The following is an 18,805-nucleotide window of genomic DNA, read 5'->3' as shown; positions in this document are numbered from 1 at the left end:
GCCCTCGGCAACCCTTCCGACCACCGGAAACCGGCCTGGAGGCCGACATCCACCACCGGTACCAACCTGGTCTCTCCCGACCTGGAGCGACGGAAGAGGTGGAGCGTACCCGCGATCGGCCCGCACCGACCTCGGCCCCGCGGAACGCGCAACCCGGCGCACGAAACCCGGCAGGCCGCCACGGCCCAGTCCCGACCCGCCGCGAACCCGACCCGCCGCGAACCCGACCCGCCGCGAACCCGACCCGCCGCGAACCCGACCCGCCGCGAACCCGACCCGCCGCGAACCCGACCCCGTGAAATTGTGGGATTGAATGGTTGGGGCGGCCGGCGACAGGCCGATCCCCGATCGCGGTCGCCTCCACGAAGAAACCATCCTGAGGCGGGCTCACGGCGATCACCTGAGGTCCACGGGCTTCTCGGCCGCCGAGCACATGGACAAGCCGATCCGCGGTCGGCTAATGTCCGACGGGCAAGGACGATCACCGGTTGAACGACGGTGGCGGTTACTTCCGACGGTCCGTCCCAGGGGGAAGCGGCGTGCTCGGCGCGGGAGTTTGGCCGAATGGTGGTCAGTTCGAGGCTGCGGTCTCCACTGGCGCGGAGGTATTCACGGATCCACGGCTGCGGACCGCCCGGTTCGAACGGGACGCTTTCGGTGCCCCGGTGCAGGTCACCGGCGAGTCGGCGGTCGTTTTCTTCGGAGCGGCGACGGGCAGTGCCTTCGCGCTGCGCTGTCCGACCCGGCCGCTGACCGGCGGAGCCGAACGCTATGCGGCGGTAACGAATCATCTACGTCGTCATCGGGTGCTGTCAGCCTTCCCGAAAGCCGAGTGGGTCGCGCAGGGAGTGCGGGTCGGCGAGAAATGGTGGCCGGTGGTCGTCATGGACCAGGTCCAGGGCACCACCCTGCGGACCTACGTCCGCCAGCACCTCGCATCTCCGGAAGCACTGCGTGACCTCGCCGCCGGATGGAAGCTTCTACTCGGTGAGATGAGCAAGGCCGAGATCGCCCATGGCGATCTGCAGCACGGCAACGTGTTCGTCACCGAACAAGGTTCAGTACGCCTCGTGGACCTGGACTCGGTTTGGGTCCCGGCGGTCGCGCACCTGCCGCCGGACGAGCATGGACATCGCCACTACCAGCNCCCCCGCCGGCAGTCGACGGGCTACTGGGACCGCCGCGTCGACACCTTCCCGGGTCTCGTCATCTACCTCTCGGTGCTGGCGGTCGCCGCCGACCCGGCCCTGTGGGAAGAGTTCCACCGCGACGAGAACCTCATCCTGAGCGCGTCCGACCTCGCCCAGCCCGACCACACGCCGATCTGGTCACGACTCGCCGCAAGCCGGGACGGCGAGGTCCGTCGGCTCGTCCCGCTGCTGAGGCGCTTCTGTCTCGGGCCGCCGGCGGTTGACGTCGATTTGCCGACGCTGCTGCGCGACGCCGACAGCGCCCTGCCGGACGCGCCTGTCAGCGAGGCGGTCGCGCCGTCCCTCGGCGCGGGGAGTTCCTGGTGGGAACCGAGCCAGGCGTCCGTCCCGACGAAGCCGATCGATCCCAGCCAGGGCTGGGCGACCCCGCCGACCCCGCCCTCTCCGTCGGGAGCTCCAGCCACCCCAGGCACCCCGGCCACCCCAGCCGCGGGACGGAATCTCTGGGACGCGACGACCAGGACATCGCCGAACACCGGTCCCTCGGCGGGTCAGGGCGGCACGGCCGCGGGCGCCGGTGACGCCTCGGGTTCCAGCCGGGCCGGCGCGACCTCCGCGGCCGGCGACGGGGCGCGGCGGGCGTCGCCCTCCGGATCCGTGCCGAACCGCGGCTCCGGGTCGCGCACGGCGGCTCTCGTCCTCGCGGCCCTGGCCATCCTCGCACTCATCCTGATCATCCTCACCGTGGGATGACACCAGACGACCGAAGGCTCGAGACACTCGAGACAACCGATGGGAGGCGGCATGGCGCCGTCAGGCGGGCCGGACGACACCGCGTGGCCGAGCCGCCACCGGCGGATCATCGGGGTCTGCATCCTCGTGGCCGCGGTCACGATCGCCGTCGTCGGCCTGATCTCGGGCGGAGGCGGAACGGCTCCGTCGCCGATCAGGATCCTGGTGACGACCTCCGCCGACCAGGCCCTGCGGGCGGCCGGCGGCAACGACGTCAACCAGGTGATACTCGTGGCGTCGTCGGCGCCGCAGCCGGACGAGCCCGAGCTGTTCATCCAGTACAAGGTGCGGGCCGGGGAGACCCGGGAGCAGATCGCCGCGGCACTCGGGATCAACCCGGACGCCGTGGCCGATCATCCGTTCAAGGACGGTGAGCTGCTCCACGTCCCGCTCCCGCCCCGATTCACCCGCGGCACGGGAAAGGACGGCCCGGTCTTCACCGCCTACACCCCACCTGCGGCATCGTCCACGGCCGGCGTTTCGTTGCTCGGGGTGCCGGCCGCCGACGTCCCCCGGCTCGCCGAGGTCGGCGCCCGGCTGCTCGTCGCCGTCGGTCCGGGTGCCCGCCCGGACGTCCACAAGGTGGCCGAGGCACTTCCGGACACGGTCGAGGCGATCGGTGACGACGACAAGGTCCTGGTGCCGGCCTCGGTGCACGACGGCACCCACGGCCCCGGCCGGATCGGCACCGCGCTGCGCTGGCTTCTGATCTTCGCGGTCGGCCTTGCCGTGGTTCCGCTGGCCGGCTTCATCCACGCCGTGACCGGTCGCGGCACCTACCCGGAACCGACGTCGCCCCGGGACTTCCGGCCGGCCGACTTCCGGCCGGCTAGGTACCCGCGGCCGGCACCGCCGGCCGACTTCCCGCCGGCCGCCTCCCAGCGTCCGCTCCCGCCTCGGCGCCCGGCCCCCCCGGGACCGGGCGCCGCCGTCCATCCGATCGGAGTCGAGGTGATCGATCGACGGACGCTGCTGGAGGACCCGCAGTGCTCGTGCGGGAGCGTCCAGGTCGACGCGTCCTACGCCTGCCGCGCATGTCCGAACTCATGGCGGGTGGGCGCCGGCGAGCCCTGGCCGGACATCCTCCCNACGAACCCNGCGGACGATCCCCCGGGCGCTCTCTCCGCCGACGACCACCTCCCCCCGTACTGATCCGACTCCCCCGGTACTGATCCGATTCCTGAGGAAGCGCGACGCCCATGCCCTACACCAAGCAGATCGACCGGCGTGCCCCGGGCTGCTTCATCTNTCTGCTGGACCAGTCCGACTCGATGAACTACCCGATCGCCGGGCGTCCCGGCATCTCCAAGGCGCAGGCCCTCGCCGACATCGTCAACGACACCCTCGCGATGATCATCCGTCGGTGCAGCAAGGAGCGCGGCGAGGGTCCGCGTCCCTACTACGACATCGCCGTGCTCGGCTACAGCGGCCAGGAGGCCCGCTCACTGTTCACCGGAGCGCTCGCCGGCCAGTGGCTGGTCTCGGTACCGGACCTCTTCTCCTGCGTACTGCGCCGGGAGGAGCGGCACGGCTCCTCGATGCCAGTGTGGTTCGAACCGTTCGGGGCGGGCCTCACCCCGATGTGCGCCGCCCTCGACATGGCCGGGAGCCTCGCCTCCGGCTGGGCCCAGAGCCACCAGGACTCCTTCCCGCCGATCATCATCAACATCACCGATGGAGCCGCCACCGACGGCGAGCCCGAGAAGGTGCAGATGTGGGCCGACCGGCTACGGTCACTGCGCACCGCGGACGGCAACCTGCTGCTGTTCAACATCAGTATCTCCGCGGTCGCGCAGNCCACCACCACCTTCCCCGCGGCCGAGTCCGAGCTGTCCGACGAGTGGGCTCGCGGGCTGTTCCGGATGTCGAGCGAGCTGCCGCCGCTGATGCGCACCGCGGCGGAGCGCCTGGGCGTGCAGACCCGGCCCGGCGCCCGGGGATTCGTCTCCAACGCGACACCCGACGCGATCGTCCTCGCCCTCACCGTCGGCACCCAGGTGGCTCAGGTCGACGCCTGAGTGGGGCGGTGGGCCGACGGCTGCGGTGGGTCCCGAGGAAGGAGAGGTGCGGGAGTGCGGGTCACGGGCCGTGTGCAGGTGTGGCTGCCGAAAAACAGCGGCTATGCCTCCGAAGACGCGACGATGGTGAGCACGGCGCGCCGGCGGGCGGCCGTCGCGGATGGCGCGTCGGAGGGGGTCGACGTGCGGCGGTGGGCAAACCTGCTGGTCACGCGATACGTCAACGCGCCGCCGCNGATCGGGGCCTCGGCCGAGGGCATCTACGAATGGTTCCGCGAGACGATCAGGATCTGGAACCTGAGCCCGCCGACGGTCGATCCCGACGACTGGCGGTTCCAGGGCGTCGGTGCGACGGAAGCGGCGTTCGCCACGTTTCTTGGGCTGCAGTTCAGGAGCGAGGAGAACGAACACGACGGCCGGCTGGAGTGGGAGGCGATCGCGGTCGGCGACTCCTGCCTGGTCCGGGTGCCCTCGCCGAAGGCCATCCTGGCGGGCGCGCAACCCGAGTTCTTCCCGTACTCCGCATCGGCAGCCTTCACGAGCACCCCCGACCTGGTGCCCAGCGACCTCGGGCGGGCCCGTCGGCTCGCGCCGACCGGGGAGGGCTGGCCGGTGCGGGTGCGGCGGGGCTTCGCCGAGGCGGGGGAGGTCTTCCTGCTCGGCAGCGACGCGATCAGCAAGTGGCTCTACACCCTGCCGTGGACTGATCCGGAGGTTTGGCGGCGACTTCCCGACCTACGCAAGCCGAACCTGGAGGGGCTCGCCCACCAGCTCAAGGACGCGGGCGAGATCGACCACGACGACCTCACGCTGGTGGTGCTCCGGGTGCGCGAGGACCCGCGGAGGTGACGCACGGGCGTGGATCCTAAACGACGGCCGGGCGCCACCCTCGCCGAGACGGATGGACGCCCGGCCGTGGCCGGTCCGCGGGATCGATCAGCCGGCCCTGCGCTTCTCGATCGCCTCGATGAGCTGCGGGACGACGTTGAACAGATCGCCGACCAGCCCGTAGTCCGCGAACTCGAAGATCGGCGCTTCCGGGTCCTTGTTGATCGCGACGATCGTCTTGGACGTCTGCATCCCGGCCCGGTGCTGGATCGCGCCGGAGATGCCGACCGCGATGTAGAGCTGCGGGGACACCGTCTTGCCGGTCTGCCCGACCTGGTTCTGGTGCGGGTACCACCCGGCGTCGGTAGCGGCACGCGACGCGCCGACCGCGGCGCCGAGGGTGTCGGCCAGCTTCTCCACCAGGGTGAAGTGCTCGGCGGCGCCCAGACCGCGACCACCGGAGACGACGACCTGGGCCTCGGTGAGGTCCGGGCGGCCGGACTTCGCCTCGACGACGCGGTCGACGATCTTGGCTCCCTTCGCGACGTCGGAGATCGCGATGTCCACCGTCTGCTCGGACGGCGTCACCGGGGCGGCCTCGGGCGCCGTCGAGTTCGGCCGGACGACGACCACCGGAACACCCTTGACGACCTTCGACGTGACGATCGTCGAGCCGCCGAAGATACCCTGGGTGGCGACCAGGTCGGGGGTCAGCGCGACAGCGTCCCAGATCAGGCCCGAGTCGGTCTTCGCGGCGACGCGGGCCGCGATCTCCCGCGAGTCCGCGGTGGCGGCGACCAGAACGGCGGCCGGCGACGCGTCCGCGACCAGCTTGGCCAGCACCTCGGCCGCCGGCGCGCCCACGTAGCCGACGACGTCCTCCGACTCGACGACGTAGACCCTGGCGGCGCCATACTGCGCGAGGTACTCCTTGGCCTTCGCATAGGTGCCCGGCGCTCCGAGGAACACCGCGGCGGCCTCGCCGAGCGAACGGGCGAGCGTCAGCAGTTCCGCGGTGACCTTCTTGGGTTCACCATCGGCGTGCTCGACGAGCACGAGAACTTCAGCCATCGGACAAAACCCCTCAGATAAGCTTCTGCGCCGCGAGGAACTCCGCGACCTTCGTGCCGCCGTCGCCCTCGTCCTTGACGATCGTGCCACTCGACCGCGGCGGCGCGGGCTCCGAGGCAACGACCGTCGACGTGGCGCCGGCCAGCCCGACCGCACCGGCGTCCAGACCCGCGTCCGCGGCGGACAACGTCGTCAGCGGCTTCTTCTTGGCCGCCATGATGCCCTTGAACGAAGGGTAACGCGGCTGGTTGATCTTCTCGACCACGGCGACCACGGCCGGCAGGCTTGCCTCGACCAGGGCGTAGCCGTTGTCGGCGAGACGCTCGATCGTGACCTTACCCGCGGCCGGATCCACCGTGACCTTGCGGGCCTGGGTGAGCTGGGGAAGGGCCAGCCGCTCCGCCAACAGGGCACCGATGACGCCGCCACGGGCATCGGAAGCCTCGCTGGAGGTGATGACGATGTCGGGTGACAGCGTGGAGATCACCTTCGCCAGCGCGGCGGACGTCGCCAGCGCGTCCGACCCGTGCAGCAAGTCGTCCGTCAGGTGCACGGCCTTGTCCGCGCCCATCGACAGGGCCTTGCGGATCGTCTCGGCCGCCTTGGCCGGTCCCATCGTGACGACGGTGACCTCGCCCCCGTGCGCTTCCTTGATCTTCAGGGCCTCTTCGACCCCGTACTCGTCCATCTCGTTCATGACGCTGTCGACACTCTTACGGTCGACGGTCTTGTCCGCGGCGTCGAGCTTCTTCTCCGCCCAGGTGTCAGGAACCTGCTTGACGGTAACGACGATGTTCACGNGTTGGGGCCTCCGTAGCCAACATCCGATGTCAGTCCCTTGACATCGTCGCATCTGGGGCGCTCACGCGCTCAATGATCGACGACGTGACGCGGACCGCAGTACGCCCCTGACCTGGACAGCCGGGCCGAAACCGGGCGGCAACTACGCTCCGTTATGGAGCCTAGTCCGTCCGCGCCCATCTCCGGCCCTCCAGCGCTCTCGGGGCGCGCGGAGACACGCCATGCAGATGTATGTGCANAAAATGGATCCGCCACTTTCCGTAATGATTGAGATATTCCGCACGTTCTTTTACCGACCATCCGGGGATCCGCTAGAGGCATCGGCCCCGACTGGTCGTGCATTCCGGCCGGGTTATGCACACCCTCTTCCTTGCAACGTGACTTCTCGGCTACTTTCTGCCCAAGAGGTGCGCAAGGCACCGACATTATGGATTTAAGCCATCTTTACCTCGACGGGGGACACATGTCGAATACGTCGTCCGGAGATCCCTCTCCCACGACCCAGTTCGAGCGTCTGCTGCGGGAGGCCGGGGTATCCGACACCCGGTTCGCCCGGCAGGTGAACGCCCGCGCCCGCCATCAGCGCCGGATCGAGCTGGGCCTGGCCAGGACCACCGTCGGTCACTGGCGTCGCGGGATGCGGCCGCGTGACCCGATGGTCGCCGAACTTGCGGCGGCCGAGATATCCGCGGCCCTGGGATACCCGGTCCGGCCGGTGGATCTGGGCTGGCGCGGGGAGTCCTATGAACGCGACGACCTCGGGCTGTCGAGCTCGAACGCACCCACCGAGACCCTAAGCACCCTTGCCGGACTATCGGGACGAGACATGCGGCGACGCGACCTGTTGCACGACGGAACGGCCTTTATCGCATCGGCCTTCGCCGATCCGGTCCTCTCCAGCCTCACCGGAGTGGTTGACCGGGTCGCCAGGCCGGAATCAACGGGAGCCTCCGCCGGCGCCGTGATCCGGGATATGACCGAGACCTTCCGCCGGCTGGACGCAAAGTTCGGCGGCGACGAGATCCGGCCTCAGGTCGTCGCCTTTCTGCACGACCGGNCCCGGGCCGCCCGGGAGGGGCGGCCGAGCCCCGACCTGTTCAGTGCGCTGGCCGAGCTGACCCAGTTCAGCGGGTGGCTCGCCCAGGACAGCAACCGGCAGGCCCTCGCGCAGCGCTACTACATCCAGGCCCTCAGCCTCGCCGAGCACGCCGACGACGCCATGCTCGCCGGCCGGGTGCTGTCCGCGATGAGCGACCAGGCCGCCCGGCTGGGCCATCCCCGGCAGAGCCTCGCCCTGGCCCGGGCGGCCCTCGGCCGCGCGGTGCGGCACTCCTCGTATGCCGTGCAGGCCATGCTGCACGACAAGCATGCCTGGGCACTGGCACNCAACCGTGACGAGGCCGGTTGCATGGAGGCCCTGGACAAGATGGACCGGGCGATCGCGCGCAGCGACGGGGACGACGGACCGTCCTGGGCCGGCCACTACAACGCCGGCGACGTCGCCGAGTGCCATGGTCACTGCCTGTTACTGCTGGGCCGCGCCCGACCGGCCGAGACGAAACTGCTCGAGGCCCGGAGCCTGCAGGGCGCGGCGCGCGCCCGAACCCGCAGCTACGCCGAGGCCGACCTCGCCTTGGCCTACCTGCGCCGACCGACTCCGGACCTGGAGGCCGCCCTGGAGGCGGGCTACCGAGCCGTCGCCGTCGCCGGGCAGCTGTCGTCCTCTCGGGTCACCGAGAAGCTGCGGGAGCTGGACCGTGAGCTCGACACGCACCCGACGGTGGCGGTCCGCGAATGGCACGAACGGGCGCGCCCGCTGGTCGGCGCCGCGGCCTGCGCCACAGCCGCCACCTGACCAGTCACCGATAGCCGCCGCACGGGCGCCGACGGCTCCCGGCCCCGGCAAGCTACGGCCATCGGCCCCACCGTTACCGACCTCTCACCACCGAACGGGCCGTCCGGGAGCACCCGCCTCCCGGACGGCCCTGTCAGCCGGGCACTCTGGTGAAGTGAGTTCCGCGCAGGAGTCCGGTTCCGCCGTGCCGGATACCGACCCCACCTCCCGGCACAAGGACATCCCGGTCGCCGCCCTGGAGCCCCGGCCGCACCCGACCTTCCCGGTCCGCCCCCTGGTCGTGATCGTCGCGTGGGTCGCGGCGGCCGGACTCGGGGGGATCGCCCTCGGCCGGTTGGCCCATCTCGACGATGCGGTGGGCTGGCCCTACTCCGCGATCAACGCCGGGACCGAACTGCTCTACCTCCCGGCCTACGCCACCGTGGCGGTGGCCTTCGCGCTCCGTCGCAACCTGCTGATGATCATCTCCATGGCCCTGATCGCCATCCATCTGTTCTGGACCCTGCCCGAGGTTTTCCCCGGCGGCGCCGAGGAGGCCCCGCAGGGTGCCGCGCGCCTGCGGGTGATGTCGGCGAACCTGCTCTACTACAACGACCACGCCGACCGGCTGGGCGCGCAGATCCGCGCCGCGAACCCGGACGTGCTCGTCCTCGTGGAGCTCTCCCCGCTCACCCTGGCGCGGGTCACCTCGTCCGGAGCGCTGGCGAGCTACCGGTACCGCGAGGTGCACCCGGAGCCGGGTGCGTTCGGCGCCGCCGTGTTCTCCCGCTTCCCGCTGCACGACGCCGCGGCCCCGATCGTCGGCGGAGCAATGTCATTGCGGGCCACCGTGGAGGTGGATGAGCGTCGACGCTTCGTCGTGTACGCGGTGCACACGATCTCACCGACGACCAGCGCCTACACCGACCGCTGGCGGACCCAGCTCGACACGCTGCGCGCGCAGCTCGAGCACGCCACGCTGCCGGTCGTCATGGCCGGCGACTTCAATGCCACCCGGGACCACCGGCCGTTCCGTCGGCTGGTGAACTCGGGGGTACGCGACGCGCACGACGTCGTCGGCGGCGGATGGCAACCGACCTGGAACTCCAAGAGCCTGATCCTGCCGCCCGTGCTGCGCATCGACCACGTGCTGGCCTCACCCGCGTTCGCGGTGACGGGTTTCGAGGTCGGCGGCGACTTCGGCAGTGACCATCGGCCGGTCATCGCCGACCTGGCCATGCGGTAACCCCCGGATGGCGCCTTCGGCGCAATCCGGGGACCCCTACCACAGACACCGCACGGGGTCTCCGTCAGCGGCCGATGAAGTCGGCCTTGCCGGGCCCGCTCTCGAGGAAGGACTCCATTCCGATCCGCCGGTCCTCGGTGGCGAACAGCCCGGCGAACAGCGCCGCCTCCAGACGTAGCGCCTCGGCCAACGCGATCTCCGCGCCGTCGTCAACCGCCTGCTTCGCCGCCGCGAGCGCCATCGCCGGGCCGTTCGTGTACCGGCCCGCGATCCGCTTCGCCTGCACGTACACCTCACCCGCGGGAACGACGGCGTCGGCCAGACCGATCTCCGCTGCCTCGGCCGCCCGGACCTGCCGGCCGCTGAAGATGAGGTCCTTGGCGCGGGACGGGCCGATCAGGCGCGGCAGCCGCTGGGTGCCCCCCGCGCCGGGGATCACTCCGAGCAGGATCTCGGGCTGGCCGACCCGGGCGTCCTCGGCCAAGACCCGCACGTCCGCGCACAGGGCAAGCTCCAACCCGCCGCCCAGGGCATAGCCCGTCACCGCGGCGACCACGGGCTTCGGGATCCGGGCCACGACCTCGAAGGTGGAGTTCAGATCGCCCACCCAGGTGGATACCTCGGCGTAACCCATCGGCGCCATCTGCCGGATGTCGGCCCCGGCGGCNANCNCNTTTNCCCCGCCATAGAGCACCACCGCGCGGACGTCCGACCGCCGGGTCGCCTCGACCGCGGCGGTCCGCAGCTCCGCGGCGACCGTGGAGTCCAGCGCGTTCATCGGCGGCCGGTCTAACCGGATGGTGCCGATCCCGCCGTCAACCTCGAGCCGCACCACACTCATCCGCGTTCCTCCCGCTTCAGGCCCTCGATGACCGGCGAGGCGTCCGGCGCCCCGGCGTTCCCCNCCCCGTCCGACCCGCCGAGATCGTCGACGGTGCCGGCTTTGAGGATGGTTTCGATGTCGCTGTAGATGTCGGTCGCCACGATAGGCCGACACCCGCTGATCTTCATCAATCATCTCCAGATCGGGTTCGGGGATCGCTCGGTTCCACCCGGCGCACTAGCCCATAGCAGGAAATAGCGGACATTGCCAACGGTCGGCCGCCGGCCGGTCCCCTCTCACGCCCGGAACCTGCCGACCGCCGGAACCTGCCGCGCAACTCCTGAGAGTTGACGGGCCTTCGTGGTAGACCGGGGGGGCAGCGTGTGACCGTGCTGTTCGTCCCGAGCCGACCCAGGAGGAGCCGTGACCGACACAGGTGTCAGCGTCTCGACCGGTCTCGAGAACGTCGCCGATCTCGAGGCGACCCTGGAGAGTCTGCTGTCGGTGGAGCGTTTCGACCCATCGGCGGCCTTCACCCGGCGCCTGCCGATGGACGCCGACCGGGCCGCCGCCGAGGCGGACCCGAACGCGTTCTGGGCTCGCAAGGCCGAGGAGCTGCTGACCTGGCACACGCCGTTCACGCAGGTACTCGACGACTCGAACCCGCCCTTCTACACCTGGTTCGCGGACGGGATGCTGAACCTGTCGGAGAACTGCCTGGACCGGCACGTGGCGGCCGGGCGCGGCGAGCGGGTGGCCTTCCACTGGCACGGGGAGGAGGGGGAGCGGCGCACCGTCACCTATGCGGACCTGCTCGCCGACACCCAGCGGCTGGCGAACGGGCTGCGTTCGCTCGGCGTGCGCGCCGGCGACGTGGTCGGGATCTTCCTGCCGATGATTCCCGAGGTGGCCGTCGCGATGCTGGCCTGCGCCCGGATCGGCGCGGTCCACAACGTGGTCTTCGGCGGTTTCGCGCCGTCCGCGGTCCGGGAGCGGATGGAGGTCTCCGACGCCAAGGTGCTGATCACCGTGGACGGCGCGCGGCGCAAGGGACGGACGGCGCCGGTGAAGGCCGCCGTCGACGCGGAGCTCGGTGACCTCCCGGCGCTGGGGCACATTGTGGTCGTGTCCGGGCCGGGCGGTACCGGGGCGCCGATGACCGCGGGCCGGGACGTCTGGTACCACGAGCTGCTGGCCACGGCGGCGCCCGACTGCCCGCCGGAACCGCTGTCCGCGGAGCATCCCCTGTTCATCCTCTACAGCTCCGGGTCGACCGCGAAGCCGAAGGGGATCCTGCACACGACCGCGGGTTACCTGCTCGGCGCCACCTACACTCACCGGGCGGTCTTCGACATCGACCCGGACACCGACGTCTACTGGTGTTCCGCGGACGTCGGCTGGATCACTGGGCACTCCTACATCGTCTACGGCCCGCTATCGAACGGCGTGACCAGCGTGATGTACGAGGGGGCGCCGGACTACCCCGACTACGACATCTGGTGGCGGCTCATCGAGGAGTACAAGGTCACCGTGTTCTACACGGCGCCGACGGCGATCCGTACGTGCATCAAGTGGGGCGCGCGGTATCCCGGTCGGCACGACCTGTCCTCGCTGCGGGTACTCGGCACGGTCGGGGAACCGATCAACCCGAAGGCGTGGTTGTGGTACCACGTGGTCATCGGCGGTGGTCGCTGCCCGATCGTCGACACGTGGNGGNAGACCGAGACCGGCTCCGCGCTCATCTCGCCGCTGGCCGGCGTCACGTCGACCAAACCGGGTTCGGCGACCCTGCCGCTGCCCGGTATCAGCCCGGCGCTGCTCTCGGAGGACGGCGAGCCGGTCACTGAGGGCACCGGAATCCTGGTGATCACCAAGCCGTGGCCGTCCATGCTGCGCACCCTTTACAAGGACGACGAGCGATTCGTCAAGACGTACTTCTCCCGCTTCGGCCCGTCAACCTACGTCGTCGGCGACGCCGCACGCCTCGACGCCGACGGCTACTTCTGGATCATCGGGCGGATCGACGACGTCATCAACGTGTCCGGGCACCGGCTGTCCACCGCGGAGGTGGAGTCGGCGATCGTCGCCCATGAGGCCGTCGCCGAGGCGGCGGTGGTCGCACAGTACGACGAGCAGACCGGCCAGGCGATCGTCGCGTTCGTGACGCTCGCCGGTGACCGCTCGGGCGACGAGGCCACCGAGGCCGAGCTGCGCGAGCACGTGGCCAGGCGGATCGGCAAGCTCGCCCGGCCGCGGCGGATCATCTGGGCCGACGACCTGCCGAAGACCCGGTCCGGCAAGATCATGCGCCGGTTGCTGCGTGACATTGCCGAAGGCCGGGAACTCGGCGACGTCACGACCTTGCGCGACCCCGCGGTGATGGCCGCGCTCACGGCCAAGGTGGGCACCGCCCGAGACAACGAGTAAGGGCGGTTCCGGTCCCCGATTCCGGACAATTCTGGCTGTCATCGGGTCGACATGACAGTTGTTTCCCGGCCGGGACCAGCTGGCCGCACCCGGGTGTGTCGACGTCGCCGGCACTGTCTAGGCTCACGTCTTCGTGAGAGCCCTCCGACGGTTCACNGTCCGTGCGCAGCTCCCCGGGCAGCTTGCTCCACTGGGGGAACTAGTCCTGAATCTTCGCTGGTCCTGGCATCCCGAGACGCTGGACCTGTTCGAGTCTGTTGATCCGGAGCTCTGGCGGGCGACGAAGGGAGACCCNGTCCGCCTGCTCGGCGAGGTGGATCATAACCGGCTGCTCGCGCTGGCCGCCGACCGCCGGTTCGTGCGCCGACTCACCGACGTCGCGGACGACCTCCAGGAGTACCTGACGGCCGATCTGTGGTATCAGCAGCGGAAGGCCGAGGGCGCCCCGTCGGCGATCGCCTACTTCTCCCCGGAGTTCGGTATCACCGAGGTGCTGCCGCAGTACTCCGGCGGCCTCGGCATCCTCGCCGGGGACCATCTCAAGACCGCGAGCGACCTCGGCGTGCCGATCATCGGCGTCGGCCTGCTCTACCGGGCCGGGTACTTCGTGCAGTCGCTGTCCCGGGACGGCTGGCAGCAGGAACGGTACCCGGGCATCGATCCGCACGGGCTCCCCCTGACCCAGCTGACCGATACGGCGGGGATGCCGGTGAAGGTGGCCGTCGGGCTGCCCGAGGGTCGCACGCTGCACGCGCAGATCTGGAAGGCGCAGGTCGGACGGGTCCCGCTGCTGCTGCTCGACTCGGACGTCGAGGACAACCAGCCGGCCGAGCGGGGGGTGACCGACCGGCTCTACGGCGGCGGAACCGACCACCGGCTGCTCCAGGAGATGCTGCTGGGCATCGGGGGTGTCCGCGCGCTGCGCGCCTACGCCGCGGTGACCGGGACTCCGGAGCCCGAGGTGTACCACACCAACGAGGGGCACGCGGGCTTCCTCGGCCTGGAGCGGATCCGGGAACTCGTCGAGAACGGGCTCAGCTTCGACGAGGCGCTCCAGGCCGCCCGCGCCGGCACACTGTTCACCACCCACACCCCTGTCCCCGCCGGCATCGACCGGTTCCCTCGCAGCCTGGTCGCCCGCCATTTCGGCGGGGACAACGGCTGGCCCGGCGTGCCGGTCGAGCGGATCCTGCAGCTCGGGGTGGAGGCCGACCCCAACGTCTTCAACATGGCCCACATGGGCCTACGGCTCGCACAGCGTTCGAACGGCGTCAGCAAGCTGCACGGCATCGTCAGCCGGGAGATGTTCGCGGGGCTGTGGCCCGGCTTCGACACCGCCGAGGTCCCGATCGGCTCGGTGACCAACGGGGTGCACGCCCCGACCTGGGTGTCCCGGCCCATTATCGAGCTTGCTGACCGCGAGCCCGACCCGGGCCTGCTTTCCGACGACGCGGCCGGATTCGAGAAGATCTCCACGTTGCCCGACGAGGTCGTGTGGGCCGCCCGGCGGCAACTGCGGGAGCGCCTCGTCACCGAGGTCCGCCGCCGGCTGCGGGCCTCCTGGCTCGAGCGCGGCGCGGCACCCGGTGAGCTGGAGTGGGTGGAGTCGGTTTTCGACCCGGACATCCTCACGATCGGTTTCGCCCGGCGTGTGCCGTCCTACAAGCGGCTGACCCTCATGCTGCGGGACCGTGACCGGCTGCGCCGGCTGCTGCTGCACCCGCAGCGGCCGATCCAGATGGTCATCGCCGGCAAGGCGCACCCCGCCGACGACGGCGGCAAGCAACTCGTCCAGCAGATTGTCCAGTTCTCCGACGACCCGGCCGTGCGGTCGCGCATCGTCTTTCTCCCCGACTACGACATCGGGATGGCGCGCTTCCTGTACTCCGGATCGGACGTTTGGCTGAACAACCCGCTGCGTCCGCTGGAGGCGTGCGGCACGTCGGGGATGAAGGCCGCGCTGAACGGCTGCCTGAACCTGTCCATCCGGGACGGCTGGTGGGACGAGATGTTCGACGGCCAGAACGGCTGGGCGATCCCGACCGCGGACGGGGTCGAGGACCCCGACCGGCGCGACGACATCGAGTCCGCCGCCCTGTACGACCTGTTGGAGAACACTGTCGCCCCCCGCTTCTACGACTCGGAGCCCGGCGACGGCATCCCGCGGCGCTGGGCCGCGATGGTCAAGCACACCCTGTCGGCCCTCGGTCCTCAGGTCCTGGCCAGCCGCATGGTCCAGGAGTACGTCGAGCGCTACTACGTGCCGGCCGGTGTCTCGGCCCGGGCCGCCGCCGCCAACGGCTTCGCCGGAGCCCGGGACCTGGCCGCCTGGAAGAGCCGGGTGCATGCCGCGTGGCCCGGGGTCCGCGTGCTCAACGTCGACTCCGCTGGTCTCGGTGACACCCCTCAGGTGGGCCAGTCGCTGGTGGTGCGGGCCACGGTCGACCTCGGTGAGCTGGCACTCGGGGACATCGACGTCCTCGCCTCCTACGGCCGGATCGACCAGACCGACCGGATCCTGGATCCTTCGACGCTGTTCCTGCAGCCGGTTGGCGAAGGGGAGGGCGGTTACCGCTACGAGGGCACCATCCCGCTCGGGCGCACCGGACCCTTCGGTTACACGGTGCGGGTGCTGCCCCGGCACGCACTCACCGCGAGCATCGCCGAACTGGGCCTGGTCACCAATCCTTAGGGGTCCCCACACCGCGGGGAAGCCGCCGTGCCGGGGGGATGGGCTCGTAGGACGAGCACGCTGTGGCCCAGCACGGTCAGGGACTCGCCGCCGACGTAGCTGGTTCCCGGTACCGCGACGGTCGCCGGGAATCCGGCAAGATCGTCGTCGGCGGTATTGAGCAGCAGGTCGTGGCGGGCCGCCCAGGGAGCACCGGGCAGGGNGACGACGGNGTCGCCGCGATCCGGGNGGAACACGTACACCAGGCCAGCGCCGTGGGCCGGTAGATCGTGCGTTCCCCGCCCGCCGGCAGGATCCTCATCGACGGGGCTGCCGGCGACGGGGCTGCCGGCGACATGGGCCACGAGCGTCTCGACCTGCGGGGCGTTCCAGTCCGCCACCGACATCACCGCCCCGTCCGCACGGAACCAGGTGATGTCCGCGAGTCGCCCGGGTGCCGACTGGCCGCCGTGGAAGAACCGCCCGCGGCGCAGCACGGGTTCGGCGGAACGCAGTGCCGCCAACCCGCCCACCAGCCGACACAGCGCCGGGTCGGGGCCGGCCGGGTCGGGGTAGGCGTGGTCCGGCTCCGCGACGTCCTCCGGTCCGGTGACGCCTTCCGGTCCGGTGACGTCCTCCGGTCCCACGAGGTCGGTCGGCCAGTCGAGCCAGGACACCGCGTTGTCCTGGCAGTAGGCGTTGTTGTTGCCGCCCTGCGAGCGACCGAACTCGTCGCCGGCGAGCAGCATCGGGACGCCCGTGGACAGCAGNAGCGTCGTGATCAGTCCCCGGCGCACCCGGCGGCGGATGGCCAGGATCGCCGGGTCGTCGGTCGCACCCTCCATCCCGTGGTTCGCCGAGCGGTTGTCCGCCTCGCCGTCCCGGTTGCCCTCGCCGTTGTCCTCGTTGTGCTTCTCGTTGTAGGAGACCAGATCGGCCAGGGGAAAGCCGTCGTGGGCGGTGACGAAGTTGATCGATGCCCAGGGGCGTCGGCCGCCGTGCTCGAACAGGTCCGACGAGCCGGACACCCGATAGCCCAGATCGGCGACGCCGCTGGTGTACCTGTTCCACACGTCGCGCACGGTGTCACGGAACCGCCCGTTCCACTCCGCCCAGGGTGCCGGGAACCCCCCCACCTGGTATCCGCCCCAGCCGACGTCCCACGGCTCGGCGATCAGCTTCACCGTGGCGAGGATCGGGTCGGCGTGGATGGCGGTCAGCAGGCTTGCCGCGGGGTCGAAGGCGTCGGGATTGCGGGCGAGCGCGGTGGCGAGATCGAACCGGAACCCGTCGACGCCCATCTCCGTCACCCAGTACCGCAGCGAGTCGCAGATCAGCCGCACGACGTGCGGTGAGGACGTGTTGAGGGTGTTGCCGCAGCCGGTCACGTCACGGTAGCGCCGGGGATCCATCGGCTCTACCCGGTAATAGGTCGTGTTGTCCAGGCCACGCAGGGACAGCGTCGGGCCCCGCTCGCTGCCCTCGGCGCTGTGGTTGTAGACGACGTCGAGTATCACCTCGATGCCGACGGCGTGCAGGGCTGCGACCATCGCCTGGAATTCGCCGATCGGATCGTCAGTGGCCGCGTACCCGGCATGAGGGGCGAAGAAGGCCAGGGTGTTGTAAGCCCAGTAGTTGATTTTTCCGCGCTCGAGCAGGGCCGGTTCGGAGACCGAGGTGTGCACCGGCAGCAGTTCGATCGCGGTGACGCCGAGCCGGCGCAGGTGCGCCAGGACGCTCGGGTGGCCGAGCCCGGCGTATGTCCCGCGTAACCGTGGCGGCAGGTCCGGGTGACGTTTCGTGAGCCCGCGTACGTGCGCCTCGTAGATGATCGTGTCCGACCAGGGGATGGTGGGCCGGTTGNCCGCNGGGTGTNCGCCGTGNCCCGNNAAACCGCCACTCCCGGATCCGGGGTCCCCGATCCCGGGGTCCCCGAATCCGGACTCCCTGGTCCCGGCGGAGCCCCGCTGCGCCCGCCCGGGCCCGGTCACGACGCAGCGGGGCACGAAAGGTGCGGAGTCCCGCGGGTCCGGTTCGAAGCCGTAGGGGTCGCCGCCACCGAACCCGTAGATCGCCGGGTCCGTGCGCAGCGTCCCGGCTACCGATCGGGTGTAGGGGTCGACCAGCAGCTTCGCCGGGTTGTACCGCTGGCCCCGCTCCGGGTCATAGGGACCGTGTGCCCGCAGGCCGTAACGCTGACCGGGGCGGACGCCAGCCAGATAGCCGTGCCACACCCCGCCGTCACGCTCCGGAAGTCGATGGCGTGTCTCGCGGCCGTCGGCATCGAACAGGCAGAAGTCGACCGCCTCGGCCCCGGGGGCGACGACGGCGATGTTCACCCCGGACCCGTCCCAGGTCACGCCCAGTGGCACCGCGCACCCCGGCGCGAGCCCGGAGGCGGTCGGCGCCGGTACGCCCGGGGATGCCGCTATGTCCGGTGAGACGGTGGTCTTCACGGTGTCGGACACCTTGGCGACGCTAACCGATCCCCTTCTCCGGAGCACGGGAAACACGGTGGCCGTGGAACAGGCCGGGGATGACGTCAAAAGAAGGGGGACGGCTGCGCGGACGGGGACGGCTGCTAGGGCGCAGGGGTGGCGTGGACCCCCCCTACGTCCGGCCTCGACTGGCCGCGTACAAGGCTGTGGCCCACGTCGCACTCAACCAGGCAGATGAAGCCCGGTCAGCCCTGACGTGAAGCCCGGTCAGCCCTGACGGTGATGCAAACGAGCCGGACAACCCTGCCGCCCTATCCCGCCGCCGCGGCCTGGGAGGAGAGCGAGGAACTGATCTGGGCGGCTATGGCCCTGGCTGAACTTGGCGATTCCTCCGAAGTTCAGCCTCGCGTCACCGAAGCCCTGTCGGGCCTACCGACTCTCTCTCACCAGGCTCGCGCGAATGCCCTGTTCGCGGGGGCGCACGCCCAAGTAGACGATCCGGCGGCAGCGGCAGCGGGAGGACTCGCCGCGCTCGACGCGAACGCGGCGTGGCCATCCGCATCGGTCGTCGGCAGGGTGCGTCGGCTATCTGTGGCACTTCCGTCCGGGCCGGGCGCGCCTGCCGAGGTAGTCAAGTTGCGCCGAGCTCTCAGCACCGCACCCCCGCACGTTGCGGATAACGCCGCCGTCTGACCTTCCCGAGCC

The 18,805-nt window shown here is 70.5% G+C and carries 9 protein-coding genes and 1 pseudogene; 6 read left to right on the top strand and 4 right to left on the bottom strand.

Annotated elements, in window-relative coordinates:
* The first annotated feature begins 488 nt into the window (after nucleotides 1-488).
* The gene (locus tag CED_RS26315; protein ID WP_051868868.1) at nucleotides 489-1,904 is read left to right on the top strand and encodes a phosphotransferase; all 1,416 of its coding nucleotides are present in this window, start codon (nucleotides 489-491) and stop codon (nucleotides 1,902-1,904) included.
* Between the two features lie 1,238 nt (nucleotides 1,905-3,142).
* Nucleotides 3,143-3,961 carry a vWA domain-containing protein gene (locus tag CED_RS16370; protein ID WP_035912040.1) on the top strand — a complete coding sequence of 273 codons (819 nt, stop codon included), beginning with the start codon at nucleotides 3,143-3,145 and terminating at the stop codon, nucleotides 3,959-3,961.
* Nucleotides 3,962-4,897: 936 nt separating this feature from the next.
* Here the strand turns inward: CED_RS16370 and CED_RS16360 are convergent.
* Together CED_RS16360 and CED_RS16355 are read right to left on the bottom strand one after the other, a co-directional pair.
* Complete coding sequence (locus CED_RS16360; RefSeq protein WP_035912034.1) at nucleotides 4,898-5,860, bottom strand: electron transfer flavoprotein subunit alpha/FixB family protein; 963 nt, start codon at nucleotides 5,858-5,860, stop codon at nucleotides 4,898-4,900.
* A 13-nt stretch (nucleotides 5,861-5,873) separates the two neighbouring features.
* Complete coding sequence (locus tag CED_RS16355) at nucleotides 5,874-6,659, bottom strand: electron transfer flavoprotein subunit beta/FixA family protein (RefSeq protein ID WP_011438035.1); 786 nt, start codon at nucleotides 6,657-6,659, stop codon at nucleotides 5,874-5,876.
* A 465-nt stretch (nucleotides 6,660-7,124) separates the two neighbouring features.
* On the opposite strand from CED_RS16355, the gene CED_RS16350 reads away from it, so the two are divergent.
* The gene (locus tag CED_RS16350) at nucleotides 7,125-8,516 is read left to right on the top strand and encodes a hypothetical protein (RefSeq protein ID WP_035912033.1); all 1,392 of its coding nucleotides are present in this window, start codon (nucleotides 7,125-7,127) and stop codon (nucleotides 8,514-8,516) included.
* Between the two features lie 154 nt (nucleotides 8,517-8,670).
* Nucleotides 8,671-9,741: an endonuclease/exonuclease/phosphatase family protein gene (locus CED_RS16345; protein WP_035912030.1), complete on the top strand. Its 1,071-nt coding sequence runs from the start codon at nucleotides 8,671-8,673 to the stop codon at nucleotides 9,739-9,741.
* Nucleotides 9,742-9,805: 64 nt separating this feature from the next.
* On the opposite strand, the pseudogene CED_RS16340 reads toward CED_RS16345, so the two are convergent.
* Nucleotides 9,806-10,582, bottom strand: a pseudogene (locus CED_RS16340) (enoyl-CoA hydratase/isomerase family protein).
* A gap of 405 nt (nucleotides 10,583-10,987) precedes the next feature.
* Between CED_RS16340 and acs the strand changes: the two are divergent.
* Both acs and glgP read left to right on the top strand, forming a co-directional pair.
* Nucleotides 10,988-12,991: an acetate--CoA ligase gene (acs, locus tag CED_RS16335; protein ID WP_035912026.1), complete on the top strand. Its 2,004-nt coding sequence runs from the start codon at nucleotides 10,988-10,990 to the stop codon at nucleotides 12,989-12,991.
* A gap of 133 nt (nucleotides 12,992-13,124) precedes the next feature.
* The gene (glgP, locus tag CED_RS16330) at nucleotides 13,125-15,683 is read left to right on the top strand and encodes an alpha-glucan family phosphorylase (RefSeq protein ID WP_023841109.1); all 2,559 of its coding nucleotides are present in this window, start codon (nucleotides 13,125-13,127) and stop codon (nucleotides 15,681-15,683) included.
* On the opposite strand, the gene glgX is transcribed toward glgP, so the two are convergent.
* Nucleotides 15,680-18,130 (bottom strand): glycogen debranching protein GlgX, encoded by a 2,451-nt coding sequence (glgX, locus tag CED_RS16325; protein WP_369807848.1) that lies wholly within the window; start codon nucleotides 18,128-18,130, stop codon nucleotides 15,680-15,682. The genes glgP and glgX overlap by 4 nt on opposite strands.
* Nucleotides 18,131-18,805 lie beyond the last annotated feature (675 nt).

The organism is Frankia sp. CeD, assembly GCF_000732115.1.
Classification (GTDB): Bacteria; Actinomycetota; Actinomycetes; order Frankiales; family Frankiaceae; genus Frankia; species Frankia casuarinae.
The sequence above is the reverse complement of the archived record's forward strand: the minus strand, read 5'-3'. Positions and strand labels throughout refer to the sequence as shown.